Source organism: Streptomyces sp. NPDC001381, from assembly GCF_042895685.1.
In the GTDB taxonomy this organism is placed as follows: domain Bacteria; phylum Actinomycetota; class Actinomycetes; order Streptomycetales; family Streptomycetaceae; genus Streptomyces.
Genome location: NZ_JBIAWO010000010.1, coordinates 220,661 through 246,535, shown reverse-complemented (window position 1 = coordinate 246,535; position 25,875 = coordinate 220,661). Strand labels below are relative to the sequence as shown.

Here is a 25,875-nt window from a genome sequence, read left to right as displayed (position 1 = left end):
TTACGGGAGTGGATTAGGCGACGGCGTCGTGCAGACGGGAGGCCTGCTTGTCCTTGAGCGGGCCGATGACCGACAGCGACGGGCGCCGTCCCAGGATGTCGCGGGCCACCGAACGGACCTCGTCCGGGGTCACCGCCGCTATCCGGGCCAGCATGTCGTCGACGGACATCTGTTCGCCCCAGCACAGCTCACTCTTGCCGATGCGGTTCATGAGCGCACCGGTGTCCTCCAGGCCGAGGACCGTGGAGCCCCGGAGCTGGCCGATGGCGCGCTCTATCTCGTCGTCGGACAGACCGTGCTCGGCGACGTGGTCGAGCTCGTCGCGGCAGATCTTCAGCACGTCGTGGACCTGCGAAGGCCGGCAGCCGGCGTACACGCCGAACAGGCCGCAGTCGGCGAAGCCGGAGGTGTACGAGTACACGCTGTAGGCCAGGCCGCGCTTCTCCCGGACCTCCTGGAAGAGCCGGGAGGACATCCCGCCGCCGAGGGCCGTGTTCAGCACGCCGAGCGCCCAGCGGCGGTCGTCCGTGCGGGCCAGACCGGGCATGCCGAGGACGACGTGGGCCTGCTCGGTCTTGCGGCCGAGCAGTTCGACCCGGCCGGCGGCGCGGATCGTGCGCCGGCCGTCGCGCGGGGCGATCGGGGCGGCGTCGGGGTTCTTGAGGGCGCCCGCCTTCTCGAAGGCGGCGCGGACCTGGCGTACGACCTTGTTGTGGTCGATGTTGCCGGCGGCCGCCACCACGAGGTGCGTCGGGTCGTAGTGCTTCTTGTAGAAGCGGCGGATGCGGTCGGCGGTGAGGGCGTTGACCGTGTCGACGGTGCCGAGGACCGGGCGGCCGAGGGCGCTGTCGCCGAACATGGTGTGCGCGAACAGGTCGTGCACACAGTCGCCCGGGTCGTCCTCGGTCATGGCGATCTCTTCGAGGATCGCGCCGCGCTCGACGTTGACGTCCTCTTCGAGGATGAGCGAGCCGGTCAGCATGTCGCAGACGACGTCGATGGCGAGCGGCAGGTCGGCGTCGAGCACGCGCGCGTAGTAGCACGTGTACTCCTTGGCCGTGAACGCGTTCATCTCGCCGCCGACGGCGTCGAGGGCCGAGGAGATGTCCAGGGCGCTGCGCCGGGAGGTGCCCTTGAAGAGCAGGTGCTCCAGGTAGTGCGTGGCGCCGTTGAGCGCGGGGGTCTCGTCGCGGGAACCGACGTGGGCCCAGATGCCGAAGGTCGCGGAGCGGACCGAGGGCAGGGTCTCGGTGACGATCCGCAGGCCGCCCGGGAGGGTGGTCTTGCGGACCGTACCGATGCCGTTCTCGCCCTTGATCAGGGTTTGGGTACGGGCGACGGCCCGCGCCTCCGAAGAGGTGCGGGCCGTCGCCTTGGAGCCACGGGACGTCACTGGTCGGCGTCGTCCTTCTTGTCGTCCGAAGAGCCTTCCTCGCCCTCGATCACGGGGATCAGGGAGAGCTTGCCGCGGGAGTCGATCTCGGCGATCTCGACCTGGACCTTCTGGCCCACGCCGACGACGTCCTCGACGTTCTCCACGCGCTTGCCGCCGGCCAGCTTGCGGATCTGCGAGATGTGCAGCAGACCGTCCTTGCCGGGGAGCAGCGACACGAACGCGCCGAAGGTGGTCGTCTTGACGACCGTCCCCAGGTAGCGCTCGCCGACCTCGGGCATCGTCGGGTTGGCGATGCCGTTGATCGTCGTACGGGCGGCCTCGGCGGAGGGACCGTCGGCGGCACCGATGTAGATGGTGCCGTCGTCCTCGATCGTGATCTCGGCGCCCGTGTCCTCCTGGATCTGGTTGATCATCTTGCCCTTGGGGCCGATGACCTCACCGATCTTGTCGACCGGGATCTTCACGGTGATGATCCGCGGCGCGTTGGGGGACATCTCGTCCGGCGTGTCGATCGCTTCCATCATCACGTCGAGGATGTGGAGGCGGGCGTCACGGGCCTGCTTGAGGGCCGCGGCCAGGACGGAGGCGGGGATGCCGTCCAGCTTGGTGTCGAGCTGGAGGGCGGTGACGAACTCCTTGGTGCCGGCGACCTTGAAGTCCATGTCGCCGAAGGCGTCCTCCGCACCGAGGATGTCGGTGAGGGTGACGTAGTGCGTCTCGCCGTCGATCTCCTGGGAGATCAGGCCCATGGCGATACCGGCGACCGGGGCCTTCAGCGGCACACCGGCGTTCAGCAGCGACATGGTGGAGGCGCAGACCGAGCCCATGGACGTCGAGCCGTTCGAGCTGAGCGCCTCGGAGACCTGGCGGATCGCGTAGGGGAACTCCTCGCGGGTCGGCAGGACCGGCACCAGGGCGCGCTCGGCGAGGGCGCCGTGGCCGATCTCGCGGCGCTTCGGGGAGCCGACGCGGCCGGTCTCGCCGGTGGAGTACGGCGGGAAGTTGTAGTTGTGCATGTAGCGCTTGCGGGTCACCGGGGAGAGGGTGTCCAGCTGCTGCTCCATGCGGAGCATGTTGAGGGTGGTGACGCCCAGGATCTGGGTCTCGCCACGCTCGAACACGGCGGAACCGTGCACCCGCGGGATGGCCTCGACCTCGGCGGCCAGCGTGCGGATGTCGGTGACACCGCGGCCGTCGATGCGCTTCTTCTCCTTGATCACGCGCTCGCGGACCAGCTGCTTGGTGAGCGAGCGGTACGCGGCGGAGATCTCCTTCTCGCGGCCTTCGAACTCCGGCAGGAGCTTCTCGGCGGCGAGCGCCTTGACGCGGTCCAGCTCGCTCTCGCGCTCCTGCTTGCCCGCGATGGTCAGCGCGGAGGCGAGCTCCGGCTTGACGGCCGCGGTGAGGGCCTCGAGGACGTCGTCCTGGTAGTCCAGGAAGATCGGGAACTCGGCGGTCGGCTTGGCGGCCTTCGCGGCGAGGTCGGCCTGGGCCTTGCAGAGCACCTTGATGAAGGGCTTCGCGGCGTCCAGACCGGCGGCGACGACCTCCTCGGTGGGCGCCTCGGCGCCGCCCTTGACCAGCTGGATGGTCTTCTCGGTGGCCTCGGCCTCGACCATCATGATCGCGACGTCGCCGTCCTCCAGGACGCGGCCCGCGACGACCATGTCGAAGACGGCGTCCTCGAGCTCGGTGTGCGTCGGGAACGCGACCCACTGGCCGCGGATCAGCGCGACGCGGACGCCGCCGATCGGGCCGGAGAAGGGCAGGCCGGCCAGCTGCGTGGACGCGGACGCGGCGTTGATCGCGACGACGTCGTACAGGTGGTCGGGGTTGAGCGCCATGATCGTGGCGACGACCTGGATCTCGTTGCGCAGGCCCTTCTTGAAGGACGGGCGCAGCGGGCGGTCGATCAGGCGGCAGGTGAGGATGGCGTCCTCGGAGGGACGGCCCTCACGGCGGAAGAAGCTGCCGGGGATCTTGCCGGCGGCGTACATCCGCTCCTCGACGTCCACCGTCAGGGGGAAGAAGTCGAGCTGGTCCTTGGGGTTCTTGGAGGCGGTGGTGGCCGACAGCACCATGGTGTCGTCGTCCAGGTACGCCACGGCGGAGCCGGCGGCCTGCTTGGCCAGGCGGCCCGTCTCGAAGCGGATGGTGCGGGTACCGAAGGCGCCGTTGTCGATGACGGCCTCGGCGTAGTGGGTCTCGTTCTCCACTAGCGTTTTCTCCGTTACTTGTCGTCTTTCGTCCCTCGGCTGCCCGTGTGGCAGGGGGACGGTGGCGGAGAGGCGCTCCGTGCTGTGCGGGCCGGTCTTCGATCGAAGCACCCGGGGCTCACTTCCCCCCGGGGGCCACTACCGAGGACCGGCGGCGGCTTGGTGCGCGTCTCCTCGTTCTGTATGTGATGACGGCCTACCCGCGACGGGTACGTGTCATCACTCTGTGTCGTACGTCATGCGTCGTGCTACCACACTACAAAGGGGCGGTGACAGTCCGCACGTTTCCGTACGTACAGCAAAGGGAGCGGCCCCCTAGAACGGGAACCGCTCCCTTCACGGCGTCTTACTTGGCGCCGGCCGCACCGCGGCGGATGCCGAGGCGGTCGACCAGCGCACGGAAGCGCTGGATGTCCTTCTTGGCCAGGTACTGCAGCAGGCGGCGACGCTGGCCGACCAGGATCAGCAGACCACGGCGGGAGTGGTGGTCGTGCTTGTGGGTCTTGAGGTGCTCGGTCAGGTCGGAGATCCGGCGCGAGAGCATGGCGACCTGGACCTCGGGGGAGCCGGTGTCGCCCTCCTTCTGGCCGAACTCGGCGATGATCTGCTTCTTCGTAGCGGCGTCGAGCGACACGCGTACTCCTCAATAGTCTGTGATGGGCCACCGAGTGCCCCCGGTCTACATCTCGGGGGAGCTTCCGTAACTCGGGAGGCGGGGATCCGCTGGGCGCGGCCTCCAGGGCCATCAGGGTGTCCTGAGGGGGCTCCGGGGGTGCGTACACAAACGGCCGACAGCCAGGGTACCAGCCTGGGACGACGCGACCGTACGGGATATGCGGCGGAGCGGTCAGGCCACGCTCTCGATGGCCACCGCCACAGTGGCGGTCTCCCCCACCTCGCCCTTGGTCGTGGGCCCGTGGACGGTCCTGGCGCCGAAGAAGATCCGGCCGTGCTCGTAGACGATGTCGGCGTTCCGCGGTTCGTCGATGCCGTCGAGTTCCCCGTCCGGGCTGTCGGCGAAGAGCAGCAGGATCGTCTCCGCCCGGTTGGCGGGGTCCAGGCTGACGACCGCTCCCGGGGAGAATCCGCCGCCCGCGCGGTAGGCGATCAGTCTGCCGCCGCTCATCCGCAGGGGGACGGTCGAGCTGCTGTCCGACGGGGAGTCGAACTTGAAGACGCTCTTTCCGGTGGTGAGGTCGTAGGCGACGACGTCGTCGTCGGTGGTGAGGTAGAGCTGCCGTTCGCCGACCACGACGGTGGTGCAGCTCTCGACCACCGCGCTGAAGGGCCTGTCGCAGTCGACCTGCTGGTGGGCGCGGTCGATGCGGATGGTGCCCTGGGCCCTGCCCCGGTCGCCGAGCGAGATCAGGTCGGTGGTCAGGACGTCGCCGGCCGCCACGGCGATGACGGCGGGGGACGCGGAGACGAGGTGGACGCCCTGGACGCCCCGCGCCACCCGGTACGTCCACCGGCTCCTGCCGGTCCGCGGGTCGACCTTCTGCACACGGAAGGCCGGGGCGGCCGAGTCGCCGCAGCGCAGGAGCGCGAGCAGGCCCGTGCCGCCGGCGAAGCCCTCGTCGGCGCAGGAGGACGGGGCCGTACCGGTCCACAGGCGCTTGCCCTCAGTCATGTCGTACCCGGCCGAACCCTGGTCGGAGGCGATCGCGACGACGCCGTCGGTCATGGTCACGTTGGCCTGTGCGGGCGGGGTGTCGCCGAACAGCTCCGCCTCCCAGAGCTTGCGTCCGGTGTCCAGGTCGACGAGGGCGAGCCGGTCGCAGGCCGAGGCGGTGGACGTGTCGGTGCCCGATGCCGTCGAGGAGTAGACGACGGGGGTCCGGCCGGCCGCGCTGACGTGCCGGGTGACCGCGCAGATCCGGCCTGGGAGCTTCAGCTTCCAGGCCTCGGCCGCCTTCCCGCCGGCCGCCCGGAGCCTGATGCCGGTGATCTGGTTCCCGTAGGCCTTCGCGAAGGTCCTGGCGGTGGCCCAGGTGCCGTCCGCCGTGACGACGGCACCGACCTCGCGGATCTCCTCCGTATAGGTGAACGCCAGCTTCCCCTCAACCGACTTCGGGGGTTCCTCGACCGTCTCCCGTACGGCGTCAGGAGCCTGCGCCGCCGCCGGCGGACGCGAGCCGGAAGCCGTACCGCCCCCGCCCGCGAGGCCCCAGACGGCCACGCCCAGCAACACGGCCACGAAGGCCGTCCCGCCGAGCAGGAGGCGCCTGCGGCGGGTACGGGCGCGGTGGTCCTCGAGGGCGGACGCGGTGTACGGGGACGGGGCGGGGCCGTAATTCAAGGGAACCTCTGAACTGGGAGAAGGGTGACAAGTAGGGTGGTCGCGCAGCTCGTTGGCACAGAGGGAAGGACCGGAGCCGCGATGGCCGAAACCCAGGGCACCGAGGACAGCGCACTCAAGGCGCGCAAGGAACGGGAGCGGGACGAGCTGTACGGGCTCGACATCTCCGGGGTCGAGTGGAGGTCCGCTCCGGGCACCGAGGAGCACGAGGAGCGGGTCGAGATCGCCGATCTGCCGGGCGGGGCCGTGGCGATGCGGTCCTCACTCGACCCGGACACCGTGCTGCGGTACACGGAGGCGGAGTGGCGGGCGTTCGTCCTGGGGGCGCGGGACGGGGAGTTCGATCTGGAGCCGGCGCCGCACGAATAGGGCGCGGGCGGCGGATCGCGCCGGGAACGGACTGAGGGCGGGGCGGCGGCCGGTGTGGCGCGGCCGCCGCCGAGGCGTCACGGGTTCTTCTCGGCGCCGCTCTCGATGCCGAGGGCCAGGTAGACCCACTGGGGCTGGTCCTTGGCCGGGCCGGTGACGGATTTCGCGCCGAAGAACAGGCGCCCGTTCTGGACGAGGACGTCGTTGAAGTCGGTCAGCGTGAAGTTCTCCGCCTCGGCCGGCAGGTTGAAGTAGAAGTAGGGGGTCTCCTCCCCGGTCTCGGGATCCAGGCTGACGAGTCCGGTGGGGGTGATCCGGTCGTCGCTCTCGCGCAGGGCGAGCAGCCGGCCGCCGCTCATCCGCACGGGGTACAGCAGGGAGTTGGGTCCCGCGTCGAACTTCTTGGTGCTGTTCCCGGTCGCCAGGTCGAAGCCGATGACCCAGTTGGAGATGGTCTTGTCCGCCTTGTCGGTCATCTCCTTGCTGCGCAGGAAGACCTGGCCCGCGCCCACGGCGATGGTCGGGCAGTCGTCGAGGACGAGATAGTCCTCGTACGAGCACTCGCCGGTGTAGGTGCCGTTCTGGAGGCGGATCGTGGCGCGGTTCTCGCCGCGGTCGCCGAGCGAGAGCAGTTCGGTGATGCCGGTGTCGCCGGCGGACACGGCGAGGAGCGGAGGGTCGGTGGACGGGATGTCGAGGTCGCGAATGCCCTTGGCGGCGGAGTACGTCCACAGGGAGCGGCCGGTGTCCGGGTCCACCGCGCGAACCTTGTAGCTGCGGAAGTCCCAGTTGTCGACGGGGAGGTCCTTGTCCCCGCTCCAGCATTCCTGGCGCACGAGCAGCGCGCCTCCGCCCGCGGCGCCGTCGTCGTGGCAGGTGCCGGCCACCTTGGTGCTCCACCGCTTCGTGCCGCGGTCCATGCCGTACGCGATCGTCCCGCCACCCCAGGTGACGGCGACCGTGTCATGCGTGAGGGTCACGCTCGGGGTGTCCTGGAGGCTGCCGGTCCTCGGCTTCTCCGGGGTGGCGCCGACGCCGTGGACGGGGAAGTCGTGCGACCAGACCCTGCGGCCGTCGTCGAGGTCGAAGAAGGCCACGTGGTCGCAGAGGGCGTCCTCCTCGGTGCCGGACCGGTAGAGGACGGCGGTGCGGTGCTCGACGGTGACGTGGCGGGTGTAGCCGCAGATGGGACCGTCGAGGGGGATCTTCCACTTCTCGTCGCCGGGTGAGGCGTCGGTGCCGACGGCCAGGCCGACGACGGTCTTGTTGATGCCCTTGGCGAAGATCTTGTCCGTGGCCCACATGCCGGGCATCTCGTAGTGCTCGCCGGGGCTCATGTCGTCCACGGAGAAGCGGAAGGCCCTCTTTCCGACGGTGCTCGCGGGCTGCTTCTCGACCGTCTCGCGGACGTCGAGGCGGCTCTGGGCCTCGGCCTGTCGCGTCGCCCTGCCGTCGTCGTCACCGCTCCACAGGAGCAGGCCGCCGGTGCCGAGCGCCGCGACGAGGACCAGGGCGAGAAGGACCAGCAGCCAGGTACGGCGGCGTTTGTCGCGCACGGCCGCCGCGGTCACGCTGGACTGGGTGTATATGGATGGGGGTGGGCCGAAGCTCACGCTCGACGTTCCTTTCGCAGTGCTCAGCTCGTCATCGACCGGGCGGTCGCGTACACGTCGAAGACGGCGAGCGCCAGCGGGACCAGGGTCAGCAGGACGAAGCCCTCGGCGATCTCCATGAACCGTCCCCAGAACGGGGTGAGCCCGCCGCGCGAGGCGATCAGGCCGATCGCGGTGACGATCGCGGAGGCCGCCGCGATCGCCGCGACCAGCCAGATCGTGCGGAGGTCCAGGTCGGCGCGGTCTCCGGTCAGGGCGTCGCGCAGCACCGGCAGGGGCGGGTTGAGCGCCAGGCCGAGGCCGAGCAGCACCAGGGAGCCGAGGCCCGCGGCCAGGACGGGGGCGACCTGGGCGGTGTAGCGGAAGAGGTGGGCGCGCATCAGCAGGGCGACACCGGTCGCGAGGGCGAGCAGCTGGGCCCACGGGTCGTCGGAGAAGCCGAGGACGGCACAGGATCCGACGGCGAGGATCGCGCAGCCGCCTACCAGACCGACCAGGAGTTCGTGGCCGCGGCGCGCCTGGGCGGTGATGCGCTCGACGTCGACCGGCTCCTGGGGGGCCGGTTCGGCGCCGTACGCGCTGCGCGGGGCGGGGTCGCGGGTGTCGTAACCGATGGGCAGCCGGGCGAACCGCATGGACAGGCCGGGCAGGAAGGCGAGGGCGCCCACGCCGAGGGGGGCGCACAGGGCGGCGATCTCGGAGGGCGTCCAGTGCGCCAGGATTCCGGCGAAGACGGCGGCCAGGGCGACACCCGAGGCGAGGACACAGGCCACGAAGGGGCCGTCACCGGCCGGGGAGCACAGGGTGAGGAGCACCGCGGCCACCAGCACCGCCGCGCAGGCCAGGAGGAACTGCAGCTTGCCGATGCCCTGGCCGTCGGCGAGCGGGAGAAGGCCGGAGCCAGCCACAGCGGCGTTGGGCAGAGCGCCGAGGCCCAGGGCGACGGCGGAGGCCCGGTCGTCGTAGACGCGGGCCCGCACGCAGGCGAGAGCGACCAGGAGGACACCTGCGACGGCGGCGAGGACGCCGGGCAGCGAGTGCATGTCGTGGCGCGGGTCGCCCGTCCAGGCCACGAAGGCGAGCAGGACCGGCAGGACACCGCCGCCGACGAGGCCCGCGGCCCGGGTCAGGTCGCCGCCCCACAGGGTGCGTTCACGCGTCACCGCGGCGGCGACCACCTCGGACACGTCGTCGTGGACGGCCGGGGGAAGCGACTCGGCGAAGGGCCGCAGGGTGAGCAGTTCGCCGTCGAGAATGTGCTGGGCGGTGAACGAGCGGGAGCCGTCGAGGACGGTGCCGTCCCGGCGTACGAGGTGGTAGCCGACCGGGGCGCCCTCGGCGGGGGTCTGCCGGGAGAGCCGGAGGATCTCCGGATAGAGGTCGACGACGGGGATGTCGTCGGGCAGGGCCACGTCGATCCTGCTATCGGGCGCGACGATGGTGACCCGGCAGAAGCCCAGTCCTGTCCCCGCTCCGGAGGCGGCTTGCGTGCCCTGTCCTCCCCCGGTGGCCGCCGCGGACGCCGTGATGCTCACCTGCTGCTCCCCCTCACTGCTGGTTCTCGCGCCTTCTGGCGTTCGCCGTGTGTCGGCGGTGAAAGTCCTGCGCCGGATCGCGCCCGGTCCGGCCCGTGGGTCCGGTCGGGCGGCGAGACGGGTGTCCCCGGGCGGCCGAGGAGCGCCGAACCGCCCCTCTCGCAGGGAATGTTCCGGCGTTACGGGCCCAAGTCCCCTGTGCTCACGCGAACATCCGGCACCCTACCGCCCTCTCCTCGCACGAGAAGTCAGTAGGATCACGCGGCGGCCTGCGTCCGCCTGACACGGGGTGGCGGACGGTACTTCCGGATCTGCCCGGGGCCGTTGAGGGAATTGGTGAGCAGTGAGCCACATCGTCGTGAAGCGGCCGCCCAGGTCGCTGCCGTCCGAAGTGCCCACAGGCGAGATCGCCGTACAGCCTCCGCCCGAACTGCCGCGGGGGAACCAGGAGAGCGTGCTGATGCAACTCCTGCCGACGCTCGGCATGGGTGGCTCGGTGGTCTTCTTCTTCACGAGCGGGCAGCCGTTCATGAAAATCATGGGCATGGTCATGATCGCCTCGACGGTGGCCATGTCCGTGGCGATGGTGATCCGCTTCCGCCGGGGCTCCCAGGGGCAGTTGGCGGATCTGCGCCGCGACTACCTCGGATACCTCGCTCAGACCCGGCGGAGCACGCTGGAGACCGCGAAGGCGCAGCGGGACGCGCAGTACTACCTGCATCCTTCCCCCGAGCAGCTGTGGGCGCTGGTGGCCGAGGGCAGCAGGGTGTGGGAACGGCGCCCGGGCGACGAGGACTTCGCCCAGGTCCGCATCGGTCTCGGCGCCCAGGCGCTGGCCACCCCGCTCGTCGCCCCGGAGACCGGGCCGGTGGAGCAGCTGGAGCCGCTGACGGCGAGCGCCCTGCAGCGCTTCCTCGCGGTGCACAGCACCCTGCACGACCTGCCGATGGCGGTCTCGCTGCGCGCCTTCTACTGGGTGACGATCAGCGGCGAACCGATGTCCGTACGGTCCTGCGCCCGCGCCCTGGCCGGTTCGCTGGCCGCGCTGCACTCGCCCGAGGACCTGGTCCTCGTCGTCGCGGCGGGCCGGGAGGAACTGGCGCACTGGGAGTGGGCGAAGTGGCTGCCGCATGTGCAGGCACCGGACGCCGTGGACGGCGCGGGCAGCCGCCGGCTGATCGGCAGTGACTCCCGTGAGCTGGAGAATCTGCTCTCCTCCCGCCTCACCGGCCGGCCGCGTTTCCACCCGGACGCCGCGCCCCTGCCGGACGAGCCGCACATCGTCGTCGTCCTCGACGGCCTCTCCCTCCCCCCGGACTCACTGCTGGCCAACCCCGAGGGCCTTCAGGGGGTGACGGTCCTGGAGGTCGTCCCGGGCGAGCCGGCCGGGGCGGGCGGCGAGCTCAACATCGTCGTGCAGCCCGGCGCGCTGCATGTGGAGTCCGGGCACGGAGGCGTGTACGAGGGGACGCCCGACGCGTTGTCGTACGAGTCCGCGGAGGTGCTCGCCCGGCAACTGGCCCCGCTGCGGACGGCGTCCGGCGGGGACGACGACGAACCGCTCCTGGCGAAACTGGAGTTCACCGAGTTGCTGAACCTCGGGGACGCGGCGTCCGTCGACCCCCGGCGCACCTGGCGGCCGCGGTCGCTGGCGGAGCGGCTGCGGGTGCCGATCGGTGTCGGCGAGGACGGCCGGGCCGTGATGCTCGATCTCAAGGAGGCCGCGCAGGAGGGCATGGGCCCGCACGGGCTGTGCGTGGGTGCGACCGGCTCCGGCAAGTCCGAATTGCTGCGCACCCTGGTCCTGGGGCTGGCGGTCACCCACTCCTCGGAGACCCTGAACTTCGTCCTCGCCGACTTCAAGGGCGGCGCGACCTTCGCCGGCATGGCGCAGATGCCGCACGTGGCGGCCGTCATCACCAACCTGGCCGACGACCTGACCCTGGTCGACCGCATGGGCGACTCCATCCGCGGTGAGCTGAACCGCCGTCAGGAGATGCTGAGGGACGCGGGCAACTACGCCAACATCCACGACTACGAGAAGGCGCGCGCGGCGGGCGCCCCGCTGCAGCCGATCCCCTCCCTGGTCCTGGTGATCGACGAGTTCAGCGAACTCCTCACCGCCAAGCCTGACTTCATCGAGATGTTCGTGCAGATCGGCCGCATCGGCCGCTCGCTCGGCGTGCATCTGCTGCTGGCCTCGCAGCGCCTGGAGGAGGGCCGGCTGCGGGGCCTGGAGACGTATCTGTCGTACCGGATCGGTCTGCGGACCTTCTCGGCTGCCGAGTCGCGCGCAGCGCTGGGCGTGCCGGACGCCTACGAACTGCCGAACGTGCCGGGCTCCGGCTTCCTGAAGTTCGGCACGGACGAGATGGTGCGGTTCAAGGCGGCGTACGTCTCCGGCGTCTACCGTTCGGGCGCGCAGCGGGCGGCGCTGGGCGGCGGCCCCTTGCCGCTGGACCGGCGACCGGTGCTGTTCACGGCGGCCGAGGTGCCGGTGCGGTACGCGCAGGTGCCCCGGCAGCGCGGCTCCGACGCCCCGGAGGTCGACGAGGCCCTGGCGGACACCGTCCTCGATGTGATCGTGCGCCGGCTGGAGGCGCAGGGCCCGGCGGCCCACCAGGTGTGGCTGCCCCCGCTGGACAGCCCGCCGTCGCTCGACGCGCTGCTGCCCGGTCTCACGGCGGTCCAGGGCCGCGGGCTCACCCAGCCCGGCTACGAGGGCGCGGGCCGGCTGGTCGTGCCCGTCGGTCTGGTGGACAAGCCGTACGAGCAGCGTCGCGACGCGCTCTGGGTGGACTTCTCGGGCGCGGCCGGCCATATGCAGATCCTCGGCGGCCCGCAGTCCGGGAAGTCGACTCTGCTGCGCTCGCTGATCTGCTCCTTCGCGCTCACCCACACCCCGCACGAGGTCCAGTTCTACGGCCTCGACTTCGGCGGTGGCGGCATGGCGGCGGTCGCCGGGCTGCCGCACGTCGGCGGAGTGGCCTCACGCCTGGACCCGGAGCGGGTGCGGCGCACGGTGGCCGAGGTGTACGGCGTGATGAACCGCCGCGAGGAGTACTTCCGCGCGGCCGGCATCTCCTCCATCGCCGACTTCCGGGCCAGACGGGCACGCGGCGAGATCTCGGTGACGGACCAGCCCTGGGGCGATGTCTTCCTGGTCATCGACGGGTGGGGCAACTTCCGTGCGGACTACGAGGCGATGGACCAGATCGTCCACGAGATCGCGGCGCGCGGTCTCGGTTACGGCATCCACCTGGTCCTGACGGCGTCGCGATCGATGGAGGTCAGGGCCGCCCTCAAGGACCATCTGATGAACCGCCTGGAGCTGCGGCTCGGTGACACGATGGACTCCGAGTTCGACCGCAAGGTCGCCGCGAACGTCCCGGCGGGCGTGCCCGGCCGTGGTCAGTCGCCCCAGAAGCTGCACTTCATGGCGGCGGTGCCGCGGATCGACGGTCTCGCGTCCGACACGGACCTCTCCGACGCCACGCAGGCACTGGCCGCGGAGGTGTCCCGGCACTGGCAGGCGGCGCCCGCCCCGGAAGTACGTCTGCTGCCCCGCGAGTTCCCGGCGGCTCAGCTGCCCGCGGGCGACCGCTTCCCACGCCAGGGAGTCGCCTTCGCGCTCGACGAGAACAACCTCGAACCGGTCTTCGTCGATTTCGAACAGGATCCGTTCTTCCTCGTCTTCGGCGAGAGCGAGTCGGGCAAGTCGAACCTGCTGCGCCTGCTGATCAAGCAGCTGACGGAACGCTATGCGGGCGACGAGTGCAAGCTGTTCGTCGTCGACAACCGGCGTTCCCTGCTGGACGTCACCCCGTCCTCGCACCTGGCCGAGTACATCCCGATGTCCAACGCCATGGAGCACCACATGTCCGCGCTCGCGAACCTGATGCAGCGCCGGACCCCGACGGCGGACGTGACGGCGCAGCAGCTGCGGGACCGCAGCTGGTGGCAGGGGCCGACGGTGTTCGTCGTCATCGACGACTACGACCTGGTCGCGACGTCGAGCGGCAACCCGCTGGCGGGGCTGACGGAGATGCTGCCGTTCGCCCGGGACGTGGGCGTCCGCTTCATCATCGCCCGCTCCACGGCCGGCGCGGGCCGCGCCTCCTACGAGGCGTTCATGCAGCGGATCAAGGAACTGGGCGCCCAGGGCGTGGTCCTGGCGGGCGACCCGGGAGAGGGCGACCTCCTCGGCGGGGTGCGGCCGCGGCCGATGCCGGCGGGGCGGGGGGTCTTTGTTTCTCGACGGCGAGGGAAGCCGTTGGTGCAGGTGGGACGGGTCGCCGAGGAGTCGGGGTGAGACGAGAGCGGGGTGTGCGGGCCCAGGCACATGACTGCGAAGTCGCGTTGTCCATGGGCCGTTGCCCGAGCCTTGACGCGACCGTCCTGGGGGATCTCCAGGACTTCGTTCGCACGGTGCGTCCGGACGCGGGGACGGAGGTCTAGCCATGGGACGTCTGTGGGACAAACTGACCGGCACGCAGTACCCCGCGGAAGGTGTCGCACCGCTGCCGGGCGCAGAGGTCCGGGCTGCGCTGCTCGCCCTCAACACGCCGGGCGTTGCGTACCGCGTGCGCAACGCTCTCCCTGCCGAGAAGGCCGACCTGGTGGCGGAGTGCCAGATACGTCGAGTGGGCGTGACCCTCAAGACCCGGATGCGCCTGATCCCGGTGAAGCATGAAGTGCGCTTCCTCGACGAGCGGTGGGAGAACCGTTCGTCGGACAACGCCGACAAGCAGTACGGACGCGGGCACGCGCCGGCCGTGTTCAAGCAGTGGGAGACGCAGCAGGGCCCCGACGGGCGCAAGCACAAAGTCGAAACGTTCCGCTTCGACACGCGAGAGATGACGGACCCTCTGCGCAACACGATCCTCGGCGCAGGATGGACCTTGCGAGGAGTGCTGTTCAGGCTGTGACCGTGCCCGTGTGACCTCGGGGCTGAAGCAGAAGGCGGGGAAGGTGCCGGCACGGCGACAGAGTGGGCACCACCCGTGCGTGCCCACCCTGGTGCCGAGCCGTACGTGTTCCTACTGGAAGTAGCTGGCGCCCCTCAGATCGCCGCCCTGGTAGTCACCGCCGACGGTGTGAACGAGGGGGGAGATCTGGACCAGCGCCATGTGGAAGGCCTCATGGCGGGCGCCGTGTGGACGTTCTCGCCGGCCGCCCAGATGTGACCCGCCGCCGCGATCGCCCGGCCCTCGCCCTGCACTGTCAAGCACCCGTGACTTGTGGAAAGTATGGTGAGATCCGTGAACTCGCTTGAATCGAGTTCACGGATCTGGCCTGTTGGTAGCGGACAGACGCGGCTCGCCCGGCGCGCGAGCTCAACGGGGGCACGGGGACACGGGGAAGGGGCAGGCGCATGGCCTGGGACGAGTGGGAACAGCTGAAGAGCGCGGCTGCGGAACAGCATTCCACGCGGATGCAGCTCAACCAATACCCAGCCGATCAGGGTGGGAACGGGACTCAGGGAGACCTCGTAGCGGGGCATAAGGATCTTGAGGCGGTCGGCAAGGCAGCCCATGACCTGTTCGAGGACTTCACGACCTACAGCGGGCACGCACGTGTGGCCTCAGCGGCGGCCGCGGGCGGACTCAAGAGCGAGGGTTTCGCTCTGGGAGGCGCGCTGGACCACGTGACAGAGCGCTGGAACGAACAGTCGAAGGCCCTGCTGGACGCCTGCGCCCACATCTCCAACCATTTGCGGTTCACCAAGAACCAGCACGCCGCCGACGACTCGTACATCGCCGGCACGGTCAGCAGCATCGCCACGCTGGACGAGGGCTTCGACGACCGGAAGGGCCACTGACGCCGATGGACCTCGACGCGCTCCGCTACGGGGATTTCTCCAAGCTCGGTGAAGCGGTCACCGACTGGGAGCAGATGACGAAGAAGCTCGCGGACTTGCAGAAGGACGCCGAGAACAACCTCAAGGCCAAGGCCGACAAGGCCAAGTGGGCCGGGGTCAACGCCACCGTCTCCCGCGAGTTCATCACCAAGACCGCCGCCGAGTTCGCCGACGCGTACACCCAGGCCGACTCGATCACCAAGATCCTCAGTGACACCCGCGGTGAACTCATCGGCTACCGCACCCAGCTGAACGACGCGATCACACGAGGCGCACAGCAGAACCTGACGGTGATCGACACCGGCGAGGGCACGTTCACCGTCACAGGGAACACCCGACCCGACTGGGCATCCGACCCCAGTGGAAAGACCGGCACGACCGACCAGAAGGCGGTGGACGCCCTCCGCGACGAGATTCAGGGCATCCTGACGAAGGCGACACAGAGCGACAACAGCGCCGCGAAGGTGTTGCGGCTCCTCGTCGACCAGGCCAAGTACGGCTTCGCCGACGCCTCGTACGCGAACCGGGACGAGGCGGCCGAGGCCGTCGCGGCGGCGGAGAAGCTGGCGAAGATGGCCAAGAACCCAGCCGACATGTCCCTCGACGACATCGCCGACTTCAACCGCACGATGGACAAGTACAACGGCGACTCCCTGTTCGCGGAGCAGTTCGCGACGCGGCTGGGCCCCAAGGGGACGCTCCAGTTCTGGACCGAGATGACCTACGCCCACGCCGGCGCCAGGGACTCGGAACTGGAAGCGATGAAGAGCCTCCAGAAGAACTTGAGCCTCACCCTGGCCACGGCCTCCTTCTCCGACTCCGACGCCATGCGGGACTGGAAGAAGGACCTCATAGCGGAACGCAACACGAACTTCCGCGCCGCCGACTCGATGAATCCCGTCGGCGCCCTGGGGTCCCAGGTCATCAGCAGCCTCATGCGGGCGGGCCAGTACGACACCGAGTTCCTCGACGACTACCGGAAGACGCTCTTCAAGGCGGACAAGGGGGCGGGGGACGCGGGCACTCACGACCTATGGGTGAAGGGCTACGACGCCCTGGATCTCGTCTTCGGCGACGGCAATGGCCGGGACCCGCTGGAAGGACTCTTCGAGGGCCTCTCCCACAACCCCGAAGCGGCGACGCACGCGTTCGAGTCCAAGTCGGACCTGGACCACATGTTCGGGACCACGACGTACACAGACCGTGGAGCAACGCTGGGCCACGCCCTTGAGGCCGCGGTCACCGGGGTCGCCGCCGACGACTACACCTCCCCGGCCCCGCCGCACAGTGCGACGCAGGTGCAGATCATGGCCAACATCATGAACGCGGTGGCACAGCCCGGTGGGGGTGAGGACCTGGTGAGCAACGGGCTGGGGGACAGCTTCGGGAACATGGCGGCTTCTTATATGCCGGAGATCAGCCGGGCGTTCGGAAGTTCTGACGCCCAGGTGTTCCTCACGAACAGCGAAGATCCGGAAGGATTGGAAACGACGGATGTGACACGGTTCCTTTCGGCAGTCTCCCTGGATCCGGAAGGCAGGGCCGGGATCGTCGTCGGAGAGAGTGTGTACACCAGCGGCCTTCTCGACGCGCATCTCTCGGATCCCTCTTTGTTCGACGGCACCCGCAGCCAGGTCCTCGAAAACATTGGCAGGAACGCTGGAATCATCGAGGGAATCGTCGGTCATTCCGTGGCTGATGACGAAGTTCAAGCCGCCGTCGATGGCGAAGAGGACTACAACGAGGCTCTGCAGAAGAAGAGCGATTTCGTCAAGACATGGGTCGCGACGGGTCTGGGGTATGGGTCGGTCTCTCTTTTCCCTGGCAGCCAGGCGGCAACCGGCGCCGCCATCGGAGGCTTCGCCGGCGGAGTCGTCGGCTTGGCCGTTGATCGTCTCTTCGAGGGCCAGGAACTGGAGGGCGCCCGGGATGAGGCCCTCTACAGCAGCGCCAAGGACCTCTACGCTACGCGGGACTCCGTCAACCAGCAGACGCAGTGGTCCGTCAAGGACGCCCTTGAGCAGCACCATGTGGATCTCCCCAAGGACGGGTCCAGCGACACCGTCCGCGTAGCCGTCAACGAGGGTTGGGACGACGCCAGTGAATTCCTGACCAATTCAAAGGAGCGTCCGCATGGCTGAGGATGCCCGGAGCAGGGAGCGGGCTGCGACCAAGGCAAGTGTGAAAGGGTTTCTTATCTGCCTGACGGTCCTCAGCCTTGTTGGCGCTGCCGCGTGGTTCGCGTTGACCACAGGCCTCGAGCGGCTGCCGTCAAAGGTCTGCGATGGCGCCGTCGATCGCGATGTGGTGATCCGGGCGCTGCCGCGTACGCGAACAGCTGAGGAGGGGGCCAGCAAACGGCACGAGGGGAAAGATCTCATGTTCTCCTGCCACATCTACACCAGCGCAGATTCGATTCTCTCCGGCATGGCGCAAGTCGAACACACCTCCGTGGAACAGTGGCTCAACCACTACGGAGCCGACACGGGCGACGAAATCGTACGCGTATCCGCAGACGGCATCGAAGCCCTGGCACGGCTGGACGAAGACAGTGGCAGCTCTTCCATCTTCATACCCTGCGTCCCGCGCGGGCTCCGGGCAGAGGACGCAAAGGAGTCCTACGCGATCATCACCGAGGCCGGCGTGGTCGGGGAGGGCAGGGTCTCAGGAGCAGAACTGCGCCAGGCGGTGACCGACTTCGCCTACCAGGTCACCGCGCACGCCTACGAACTGGCCGAATGCCAGGGTTCCCGTCTCCTTCCCGAGGAACTACCACGCTACGAGGAGGACTGATGACGGACGAGGAGATCATCAGGCACTTCGACGGACGCGGCCGCGTACACCTGCAGTTTCCCCATGCCACGAGTGCCGAGCGGTGTCGCCGCATGATGGCGATCGCCCACGCGCTCGGCTACAAGCCGCTGTTCACGGATACCCTCGGCCGCCGGGAGTTCCCCCGCTTCTACGAACGCGACGACGCCCCGCACGCCCGGCGGCGTGCCGAGCAGACCATCGAACGGCTGCGCGTGGGCGGTCCGGTACTGCCGGACATGGAGCCGCCTCCGCCGCCACCCCCTCCGCCGCCCCCGGTCGGGCCCCCGCCACAGCAGCGGTTCCGCGTACCTGAGGGGCCGCCTCCCCCGCCTCCCGTCTCGGGACCGGTCCGGCCGCGGATTCCGCCTCGGCCCGTCATCCCACCCCCGCCTCCCGTCCCCCCGCCTCCTCACTCTGATGGCTGACCCGCTTGAACGCCGCCTGAGCAGGAGTGCTGAAAGACTTGCTGTGACCCCGTAGTTCATGCTGCCCGCTCCCAGCTGGCGTCGCCCTTCCGGTCGCCGGCGAGATCGCCCGGCCCGCGCTCTGGGCTGTCAAGCCACCCACCTGTGACTTGTGGAAAGTATGGTGAGATCCGTGAACTCGCTTGAATCGAGTTCACGGATCTGGCCTGTTGGTAGCGGACGGACGCGGCTCGCCCGGCGCGCGAGCTCAACGGGGACACGGGGACACGGGGAAGGGGCAGGCTCATGGCCTGGGACGAGTGGGAGCAGCTGAAGGCGGAGGCGGCCGGGGGCGGTACGCCCCACATGCGGCTGAACCAGCTGGACCCCGGTAGCGGCCCGGTGCGCCCCGCGCCTGATCCCGGTCAGTACGGCGAGCTCAAGGCGACTCAGGGGGACCTGGCGAACATCGGCAGCCATGCGTTCGAGCTGTACAACGATCTCTGGAACAAGGGGCGCCGGGCGGTACCCACCAGCGAGAGCGCCGCCGGCGGACTCAGCACCGCGGGCTTCGCCCTGGGCGGTGCGCTGCAGCATGTCGCGCTCCGCTGGGACGAGCAACTCGGTTCCCTTCGGGACGCGTGCGCGCACATCTCGAACCACATGACCGTCACGAAGAAGCTGCACGCCGGTGACGACCACTACATCCGCCGCCAGATGAGCAGCATCGACCTGCTGGACGCGGGCTTCGACGAGCGCGTCGGCGAACCCGGCAAGCCCAACCCGGTGTACGGCGAGAAGGACGACAAGAAGGGCAAGAAGGACTGATGGATCTCGACGCCCTTCGGAACGCCGACTTCGGCCTGCTCGACGACGCCGTCGACGACTGGTCCACGATGGTCGGCGACCTGGAAACGCTGATGGACTCCGCCGAGAAGGGGCTGCGCGGCGCCGCCAACAAGGCCAACTGGGCCGGGTACAACGCCACCGTCTCGAAGGAGTTCATCGGCAAGACGGCCGGGGAGTTCACGGACGCGCACAGCCAGGCCTCGTCCATCCACAAGATCCTCAAGGACACCCGGGACGAGCTGAAGAACTACAAGGGGAAGCTGAACGACGCCATCGAGCGCGGCCGGCTGAAGAACCTGACGGTGATCGGCTACGAGGGCGGATTCACCGTCACGTCGAACGTCCCGCCGGAGGGACGAGCCCAGCAGGACAAGGACCATGCGGGCGAAATCACCGCTCTGCGCGACGAGATCCAGGGAATCCTGGACAAGGCCACCGAGAGCGACACCACGGCCGGCACCGTGCTGATGGCCATCGCCGACCAGAGCAAGCTGGGGTTCTCGGACGTCGACTACAGCGACCGGGACTCCGCGGCCAAGGCGTTGAAGGACGCCGTGGAGCTGGCGGACCTGGCCAAGCAGAAGCCCGAGGATCTGTCGCCCGCGGAGTTCGACCGGCTCAACCAAGGGCTGAAGGACAACGCCGACGACCCACTGTTCGCGGAACGCTTCGCCACGCGCCTGGGAGCGCAGCGCACTCTGGACTTCTGGACGGGCATCAACGACCACAGCGCCTGGAAGGTCGGCCAGGCGCGGAGCGACCAGTTCGACGACCTGCAGAAGAATCTCAGCCTCACGCTCGCCACGGCTTCGCAGAGCGACAACGCCGACATGACGACATGGAAGTCGACCATGGTCGATCTGGTCGACAAGCCGGTCGGCCGCAGCGGCGGCTTCCCGCTCGGCGGTCAGGTCATGTCCAACCTCATGCGGTGGGGTGACTACGACGACCGTTTCCTCGTCGACTACGGCGACAAGCTGATGGAGACGGAGAAGAAGTTCACGAGCAACGGCCGCCACGGCGCCTGGACCCGCACCGGCGGCGACCCTCTCCTCAACCGCACCGGCACCGACTCGGGCTGGGACCCCATGGCGGGCTATCTCAAGGCCCTCTCCAACAACCCCGACGCGGCCACGGACTTCTTCAACGGCACCTTCGTCACCAAGGACGAGGACCACGACTTCACCCACGACACCGACGGCGACGGCAAGCAGGGCCGACGGACCCTGAGCAACTTCGACTACCTCTTCGAGGAGCGCGACTGGCCTCTGGACCAGGACGACAAGGGGGAGGACAGCATCGCGGGGCGGAACAACCTGGCCCTGGCGTTGGAGGCAGCTACTACGGGGCATCCGGCGGGGGAAATGCCTACCGCGGACACTCCGCCGCACAATGCCGGGCAGACCAAGCTGTTCGAGAACATCGTGGCCTCCATCGCGGAAGACAACGAACGCCTGACGAACAACAGCTACATGTCGGACAGCATGGGGCAGATCGCCTCCGAATACCTCCCAGACATCAATCGGACCACAGCGGACGCACCTGAGGGCAATACGAGTGTGGCTCGCCTCTTCCCGATCGCAGGTACCGCCGCCAATCTGGAGCACGCTGACGTCAGCCGCTTCCTCATCACCGTAGGGCAGAACCCGGAGGGCTACGCAGCGATCGAGGTCGGCCAGAAGACCTACATGGCCAGCCTCATGGACTACCACCTCAATCCCGACTTGCCTGAGGACCAGCGCTACGGTCAGAGCGCCGAGGACACCGTCAAGGAGATCGCGCGCAGATCGGGTGAGATCGGCGGCACCCTCGCAATCGCTCGCCAAGAAGCTGTGCTGGGGCCAGCCGCGGAGCAGGACGGCGACTTCGAAAACGCCGTGAACCAGAAGAAGAACCTTATTTCCGGCACGGTTGGCACTATCACCGGTGTAGGAACCTCCTTCATCGCCAGCCCCGCTGTAGGTGCTGGCGTCGGCGGCGCGGCCGGGACCGTGACCAGCATGGTGTTGGAGCAGTTCTTCAAGGACTCCGAGCCCGAGTTCCGCAAGGAGTTGGGGACGGACATCGCTGAACGCTGGGAGAACTCGAAGGACGCCAATACGGCCATGAGTCACAAGGCGGCTCTGGCTGCGGCCGAGGCTCACCGCTCACCATATGCCGGCAAGATCGAGGAGTGGACGCGCATCGGCACGAATGACGGTTTCAACGATGCGTCCACTGCGGGTCACCGCATGGCGAAGGACATGGAGACGGAGATCCCCGACTGACTGGCGCCCTGGAACCGGCGGCACGCCGACGGGGCGCCAAGCTCCCCCCCCGTCTGACTCTCCGAGCGTCTCTCACCATCCGAGCAAAGGGATCCCGTGAAGAACATCCGCAACGCCTCGCGGCCAAGGGCTCACACCAGTATCGCCTTTGTCGCCGCAATGACCGCGCTGCTGTCGGTAGCCGCGTGCTCGTCGCCCGAAAAGAAATACACGGTCCCCGAGTCGCTTTGCGGGATCGATGTTCCGCAGGACTTGCTGAAGCCCCTGCTCCCGGAGGGGGAAACGATTACGGAACATCCGGAGTCCTCGGGTAGCACCACGCGCTGTCGCGTTCATGTTGACGGCGAATCCGTCCTTTCTGCCAGCACGGAACGCTGGGCAGTCGAGACGACAGCGACTGATGTCGCCGAGTCCGCGCTCGCTGTCGACCCGCAGGATCAGCAGAGCGACCAGGGAAGGTACATCTACTCGGCGACCGGAGCGGTCGGCAAGGTCGACTGCGCCAAAGTCGAAGCGGGCCGAGCGTCACTGTGGGCCTCTGTCAGGGTGACGCACGACAATGCGCAGGCGGCGGACATGCTCAAGCTCATAAGGGCGTACGCAGCAGCCGTCGGCGTTTCAGAGGAGTGCACCCAGTGAGACCCACAAGCGGATGGTTGTCCCCCTGGCCCTGATCGACAACAGGATCGGCAAGATCTACCTCAGTGGCTCCAACAGAATGAGAGGCTCTCTAGTTGTTTGTGCGGCGAGTCACGGCTACGTCAATGATGCTCGCGGCATTCGGCATGCTCGTCAGCTGCTCGGAGTCGGGCGAGCAGAAGAAGTACGACGCGCCCAGCGCGCTGTGCGGTGTCCCAGTGGACCCAAATTTGGTCTCGACCTTTCTCCCTTCAGGCGACGGAATCAGCGTCCAAGAGAGGCCTATCTGCCTGCCGAGCCCCCGCCCTCCGAGCACCAGATGCAGCGCCGAGGCAGTCGCGACCAGGAGTCCCGCAGTCCGGTCGTGTCACCGCCGCCAAGGACGCGGGTCCGGGTCGGGCTGACGCGCCGCCCGTTGCGATCCGCGCGGTAGGCGTGCAGCGTCGGACGGGCCGTACCCGGCTCGCGCGGGATGCCGGAGTTCGCCGTTTCCCTTCTCCTGTCGGCGGGGTGGTGGCAGGCGCAGCCGCAGCGGCGCACCAGCGGTAGGGCCCCGCCGTGCGGGAGCGGGATGTCCTGCAAACGGCGGCACGAGACGTGCAGGTCCTCGTAGCCTGGTTGACTCGCCGGTGCGCACTCCGGCGACAGCTCCCGCAGTTCAGCCGCCGTACCGGGCAGTGCGTCGAGGTCCAGCTCCTTGATGGTGCCGTCACAGCTCAGCGTGGGCATCTCCCGTGCGTGCCCACCCTGGTTCTGTGGAGTAATTGTCAATACCTGTGGACCAGTTGAGGTGGATCACGATGCGAGGGTCTCGTCTCGTTCGGCGAGGAGGCCGTTCTCGAAGCTCCCGGCAGTATGACGGACTTCTGACCACGTTTGGGCTCCAGAGAGAGACGGATGAACACCCACCGAACGACCTCAGCCAAGTACCGTGCTGCCGCGGCAATCACGCTGGCCACCGCTCTTGCAACCCTGCTCATAGGGTGCGCCGGCGAGGAGGAGAAGCGCGAGTACGCGGTTCCGAGCAACCTGTGCGGAATCACGGTGAACAGCGAAGATCTGGCCCCTTTCCTGCCTGCGGGGAAGGACATCTCCGTTCGAGACAAATCGTATGCGGGGGCCAAGGGCTGCCAGGTCGCCGTCGACAAGAAGTTGATCTTGACCACTGCCCAGACGTGGCTGGAAGAGGGACGGACAACGGCCTACTTCGCAGCCCGGCAGAGTTTTGACACCCCCGAGCAGTCGGCGGACGAAGGAAGGTTCCGGTACTCGGGCAATCAGGCCTTCGGTAAGACCCAGAAGTGCGTCGACGCCAAGTACAAGCAGGAGTTGTACACCGCGATCCAGGCAGAGGGCTCGGAGCACAAGGACGCCCAAGCCATGAAGCGCCTCATCGTCGTCTACACCGAGGAGGTGGAGGATTCGGCGGAGTGCAAGGCGGGTGCTGAGTAGAAGGACTCGTACGGGCAAACACACAGGGTGGGCACCTCCCGTGCGTGCCCACCCCGGTTTTGTGCAGGGGCCCTTCCTACTGGAAGTAGCTGGCGCCCTTCAGGTCTCCGCCGCGGTAGTCACCGCCGGCGGTGTGGACCAGGTGCGAGATCTGGAGCAGCGCCGAGTGGATGGCCCGGGCGTGGCCCTCCCACTGCTTGCTCTTGCCGGCGAACGTGTCGTGCGCCGAGCCGCCCCAGCCCGCGGACACGTCGAGTACGGCCTTCCGCAGGGCCTCGAGGTCGTCCTCGAGCTTCTTGGCCTGGTCGCCGAGCTCGGTCGCGAGCGCGTCCATCGTGCCGTACGTCACGGCAAGGTCGTCGTAGTGGGCTCCGGACATGTTTCCCTCGTTTCGTTGCCGATTTCAGCCGGACTGCGCAGCCCGGTCGACGGTGCGGCACCCCGCCGCCGAAAACCCGTCAGTAGCTGTTGAGCGCCGAGTTCTTTCCACCGAGGTCCTCGATGGAGATCTTCTTGATGTCGGCCTCGATCTGGTCCTCGAGGTTGCGCTTGTCGGTCTTGTTCATGTTGATGCCCTCGAGGAATTCGTCGAGCATCCGGCCGATCCCGGCCATGTGAACGTTGATCTCCGACTGCTTCGAGTTGAACGCGTTGGCGCCCTGGCCGGTCCACGCCTTCTCGATCATGTCGATCGTCCCCTGGAGCTTCGCCAGCGAAGCCCTGATGTTGTCGTAGCGATCGATGATCTCCGTCTGGAGCTTCGCTACCTGGCCTTCATCGAGCTTGCGGCCGTCAGCCATTTCGGCACTCCCTTTCGTGAGAGCTGTGGTTCGTTTCCCTGCGCGTCAGTGCACCGGAAAGGTGTGACTGGTTGTCGTGCGTGATGGTCATGCGCTTCGTCGGGAACGAATCACCGCGAAGGCGCCGCCGCCGATCACCAGGACTGCCGCCGCGGCTCCGAGCGCCACCCACATCGTGGTGCTGTCGGAGGAGTCCGCGTCTGATGCCGCAGCCGAAGTCGACCCGCCTGAAGTGTCCTTGGGGGCTTGTGGCGAGGTTGACGCGGAAGCGGAGGGCGCGGCACTCGTGTCGCCCTCGACGCCTGCCGCGTTCTCCTTCGCGAGCGGGTCGGTGGCCGGCGGGCCGGGGTTGTAGTCGCTGTTCTCCAGCACCTTGCGGGGGCGGATCAGGCCGTATCCGAGGTACGTGCTCGGGTCGTCCTTCGCCCAGTCACGTCCGGCCGTGTCGATCAGGCTGGCGAGGACCTGGTTGGCTGTCCAGTCGGGGTGAGCGGACCAGACGAGGGCGGCGGAGGCAGAGGCGATGGCAGTGGACTGGCTGGTGCCCTTGTTCGTGCAGTACGAGCGCAACGTCTTGTCACACCAGGTGGGGATGTGCAGCCCAGGGGCCGCGAAGTCGACGTAGTTGCCGTGCTCCGAGAACTTCGCGACCGTTCCGGACTCGTCTGATGCGGCAACGCCCACCACGTAGGGGTATGCGGCTGGGTAGCCGATGAAATTCTTCTCCTCAGCATCGTTTCCTGTGCCAGCAAACATCAACTTTCCCCTGGATTGGGCGTACCTGACCGCCGCCCTCACATCGGGGTCGTCGATACCGCCAGTGAACGACATATTGATGATCTTGACGTCGCTGTCCGCGATGGCCTTGACCACCGCCGCCACATCAGGAGCCTTCTCCTTGTCAGTCTTGCCTTTCAGACCTTTTAGCTCGATCCGGTATGGAACGATCTTCGCACCCGGAGCAAGGCCCATAAGGCCGCCTCCGTCACCAGTGCCGGCGATGAGTTCCGCCATGCTTGTCCCGTGCCCCAGGTAGTCCTCAGTCGCCTTATAGGCGAGCGCTTTTGGGACCTCGTCGACAAGCACTTGCCCCTTGAGTGACGGAGTGTCTGGGTCGACTCCCGTATCGACAACGGCCACTTTCACGCCCTTGCCCGTACTCACCTTCCACATCTCGTCAGCCTTCATTGCTGACAAGTACCACTGCTGGGACCGGACCTCCGTGGCCGCCGCACCCGGAGCCACGCCTGCCGACATGACGGCCAAGGCGCCCAGCGCTGAACAGACGGCGGAAACCCGTCTCCTGTTTCGTCCCGCGAAGGGCGTGCTCCACCTGCCACGCCGGCTGTTGCCTGCCACCAC

At 68.2% G+C, this 25,875-nt stretch carries 20 protein-coding genes; 10 read left to right on the top strand and 10 right to left on the bottom strand.

The window, feature by feature from the left end; genetic code table 11:
* Positions 1 to 13: 13 nt before the first annotated feature.
* From ACFY2L_RS32895 to ACFY2L_RS32880, 4 genes are all read right to left on the bottom strand, one after another.
* Positions 14 to 1,393 (bottom strand): M16 family metallopeptidase, encoded by a 1,380-nt coding sequence (locus ACFY2L_RS32895; protein WP_390662589.1) that lies wholly within the window; start codon positions 1,391 to 1,393, stop codon positions 14 to 16.
* On the bottom strand, positions 1,390 to 3,612 hold the full coding sequence (locus ACFY2L_RS32890) for a polyribonucleotide nucleotidyltransferase (RefSeq protein ID WP_390662588.1): 2,223 nt from the start codon (positions 3,610 to 3,612) through the stop codon (positions 1,390 to 1,392). The genes ACFY2L_RS32895 and ACFY2L_RS32890 overlap by 4 nt, the downstream gene beginning before the upstream one ends.
* 346 nt (positions 3,613 to 3,958) lie before the next feature.
* Complete coding sequence (rpsO, locus tag ACFY2L_RS32885; RefSeq protein ID WP_055632174.1) at positions 3,959 to 4,246, bottom strand: 30S ribosomal protein S15; 288 nt, start codon at positions 4,244 to 4,246, stop codon at positions 3,959 to 3,961.
* Between the two features lie 213 nt (positions 4,247 to 4,459).
* The gene (locus ACFY2L_RS32880) at positions 4,460 to 5,911 is read right to left on the bottom strand and encodes a PQQ-binding-like beta-propeller repeat protein (RefSeq protein ID WP_390824180.1); all 1,452 of its coding nucleotides are present in this window, start codon (positions 5,909 to 5,911) and stop codon (positions 4,460 to 4,462) included.
* Positions 5,912 to 5,992: 81 nt separating this feature from the next.
* Between ACFY2L_RS32880 and ACFY2L_RS32875 the strand changes: the two genes are divergently transcribed.
* The gene (locus ACFY2L_RS32875) at positions 5,993 to 6,280 is read left to right on the top strand and encodes a DUF397 domain-containing protein (RefSeq protein WP_390662586.1); all 288 of its coding nucleotides are present in this window, start codon (positions 5,993 to 5,995) and stop codon (positions 6,278 to 6,280) included.
* 77 nt (positions 6,281 to 6,357) lie between these two features.
* Here ACFY2L_RS32875 and ACFY2L_RS32870 read toward each other — a convergent pair whose 3' ends face one another.
* Together ACFY2L_RS32870 and eccD are read right to left on the bottom strand one after the other, a co-directional pair.
* Positions 6,358 to 7,851, bottom strand: a complete 1,494-nt coding sequence (locus ACFY2L_RS32870; protein ID WP_390824179.1) for a PQQ-binding-like beta-propeller repeat protein — start codon at positions 7,849 to 7,851, stop codon at positions 6,358 to 6,360.
* Between the two features lie 65 nt (positions 7,852 to 7,916).
* Positions 7,917 to 9,428 (bottom strand): type VII secretion integral membrane protein EccD, encoded by a 1,512-nt coding sequence (gene eccD / locus ACFY2L_RS32865; RefSeq protein WP_390824177.1) that lies wholly within the window; start codon positions 9,426 to 9,428, stop codon positions 7,917 to 7,919.
* Positions 9,429 to 9,771: 343 nt separating this feature from the next.
* Here eccD and eccCa point away from each other — a divergent pair, with 343 nt between their 5' ends.
* From eccCa to ACFY2L_RS32825, 8 genes are all read left to right on the top strand, one after another.
* Entirely contained in the window at positions 9,772 to 13,740 is a 3,969-nt protein-coding gene (eccCa, locus tag ACFY2L_RS32860; RefSeq protein WP_390824176.1) for a type VII secretion protein EccCa, read from the top strand.
* A 148-nt stretch (positions 13,741 to 13,888) separates the two neighbouring features.
* Complete coding sequence (locus tag ACFY2L_RS32855; protein WP_390824175.1) at positions 13,889 to 14,356, top strand: hypothetical protein; 468 nt, start codon at positions 13,889 to 13,891, stop codon at positions 14,354 to 14,356.
* Between the two features lie 446 nt (positions 14,357 to 14,802).
* Positions 14,803 to 15,249, top strand: coding sequence for a hypothetical protein (locus ACFY2L_RS32850; protein WP_390662581.1), 447 nt, complete (start codon positions 14,803 to 14,805; stop codon positions 15,247 to 15,249).
* A 5-nt stretch (positions 15,250 to 15,254) separates the two neighbouring features.
* Positions 15,255 to 17,429: a hypothetical protein gene (locus ACFY2L_RS32845; protein ID WP_390824174.1), complete on the top strand. Its 2,175-nt coding sequence runs from the start codon at positions 15,255 to 15,257 to the stop codon at positions 17,427 to 17,429.
* Complete coding sequence (locus ACFY2L_RS32840; protein ID WP_390824173.1) at positions 17,422 to 18,081, top strand: hypothetical protein; 660 nt, start codon at positions 17,422 to 17,424, stop codon at positions 18,079 to 18,081. Before ACFY2L_RS32845 ends, ACFY2L_RS32840 begins: the two co-directional genes overlap by 8 nt.
* A 731-nt stretch (positions 18,082 to 18,812) precedes the next feature.
* Positions 18,813 to 19,334: a hypothetical protein gene (locus tag ACFY2L_RS32835; protein WP_390824172.1), complete on the top strand. Its 522-nt coding sequence runs from the start codon at positions 18,813 to 18,815 to the stop codon at positions 19,332 to 19,334.
* Entirely contained in the window at positions 19,334 to 21,622 is a 2,289-nt protein-coding gene (locus tag ACFY2L_RS32830; RefSeq protein ID WP_390824171.1) for a DUF6571 family protein, read from the top strand. Before ACFY2L_RS32835 ends, ACFY2L_RS32830 begins: the two co-directional genes overlap by 1 nt.
* A 96-nt stretch (positions 21,623 to 21,718) precedes the next feature.
* A complete protein-coding gene (locus tag ACFY2L_RS32825; protein ID WP_390824170.1) occupies positions 21,719 to 22,261 on the top strand; it encodes a hypothetical protein in 543 nt (180 codons plus the stop codon).
* A gap of 282 nt (positions 22,262 to 22,543) precedes the next feature.
* Here ACFY2L_RS32825 and ACFY2L_RS32820 read toward each other — a convergent pair whose 3' ends face one another.
* Positions 22,544 to 22,990, bottom strand: a complete 447-nt coding sequence (locus ACFY2L_RS32820) for a hypothetical protein (RefSeq protein ID WP_390824169.1) — start codon at positions 22,988 to 22,990, stop codon at positions 22,544 to 22,546.
* Positions 22,991 to 23,158: 168 nt separating this feature from the next.
* Here ACFY2L_RS32820 and ACFY2L_RS32815 point away from each other — a divergent pair, with 168 nt between their 5' ends.
* Positions 23,159 to 23,713, top strand: a complete 555-nt coding sequence (locus ACFY2L_RS32815) for a hypothetical protein (protein ID WP_390824168.1) — start codon at positions 23,159 to 23,161, stop codon at positions 23,711 to 23,713.
* Positions 23,714 to 23,789: 76 nt separating this feature from the next.
* Here the strand turns inward: ACFY2L_RS32815 and ACFY2L_RS32810 are convergent, their stop codons facing one another.
* From ACFY2L_RS32810 to ACFY2L_RS32800, 3 genes are all read right to left on the bottom strand, one after another.
* Positions 23,790 to 24,092, bottom strand: a complete 303-nt coding sequence (locus ACFY2L_RS32810) for a WXG100 family type VII secretion target (RefSeq protein ID WP_390662577.1) — start codon at positions 24,090 to 24,092, stop codon at positions 23,790 to 23,792.
* 79 nt (positions 24,093 to 24,171) lie between these two features.
* On the bottom strand, positions 24,172 to 24,513 hold the full coding sequence (locus ACFY2L_RS32805; RefSeq protein WP_390662576.1) for a WXG100 family type VII secretion target: 342 nt from the start codon (positions 24,511 to 24,513) through the stop codon (positions 24,172 to 24,174).
* Positions 24,514 to 24,600: 87 nt separating this feature from the next.
* The gene (locus ACFY2L_RS32800) at positions 24,601 to 25,770 is read right to left on the bottom strand and encodes a S8 family serine peptidase (protein WP_390824184.1); all 1,170 of its coding nucleotides are present in this window, start codon (positions 25,768 to 25,770) and stop codon (positions 24,601 to 24,603) included.
* Positions 25,771 to 25,875 lie beyond the last annotated feature (105 nt).

Bases quoted from the DNA above. Each gene is read 5' to 3' on its own strand.
- ACFY2L_RS32820 (WP_390824169.1), bottom strand. From the start codon at position 22,990: ATGCCCACGCTGAGCTGTGACGGCACCATCAAGGAGCTGGACCTCGAC.
- ACFY2L_RS32850 (WP_390662581.1), top strand. From the start codon at position 14,803: ATGGCCTGGGACGAGTGGGAACAGCTGAAGAGCGCGGCTGCGGAACAG.
- ACFY2L_RS32800 (WP_390824184.1), bottom strand. From the start codon at position 25,770: ATGTCGGCAGGCGTGGCTCCGGGTGCGGCGGCCACGGAGGTCCGGTCC.
- ACFY2L_RS32855 (WP_390824175.1), top strand. From the start codon at position 13,889: ATGGGACGTCTGTGGGACAAACTGACCGGCACGCAGTACCCCGCGGAA.
- ACFY2L_RS32835 (WP_390824172.1), top strand. From the start codon at position 18,813: ATGGCCTGGGACGAGTGGGAGCAGCTGAAGGCGGAGGCGGCCGGGGGC.
- ACFY2L_RS32840 (WP_390824173.1), top strand. From the start codon at position 17,422: ATGGCTGAGGATGCCCGGAGCAGGGAGCGGGCTGCGACCAAGGCAAGT.
- ACFY2L_RS32845 (WP_390824174.1), top strand. From the start codon at position 15,255: ATGGACCTCGACGCGCTCCGCTACGGGGATTTCTCCAAGCTCGGTGAA.
- ACFY2L_RS32805 (WP_390662576.1), bottom strand. From the start codon at position 24,513: ATGGCTGACGGCCGCAAGCTCGATGAAGGCCAGGTAGCGAAGCTCCAG.
- ACFY2L_RS32875 (WP_390662586.1), top strand. From the start codon at position 5,993: ATGGCCGAAACCCAGGGCACCGAGGACAGCGCACTCAAGGCGCGCAAG.
- ACFY2L_RS32830 (WP_390824171.1), top strand. From the start codon at position 19,334: ATGGATCTCGACGCCCTTCGGAACGCCGACTTCGGCCTGCTCGACGAC.
- ACFY2L_RS32815 (WP_390824168.1), top strand. From the start codon at position 23,159: ATGAACACCCACCGAACGACCTCAGCCAAGTACCGTGCTGCCGCGGCA.
- ACFY2L_RS32810 (WP_390662577.1), bottom strand. From the start codon at position 24,092: ATGTCCGGAGCCCACTACGACGACCTTGCCGTGACGTACGGCACGATG.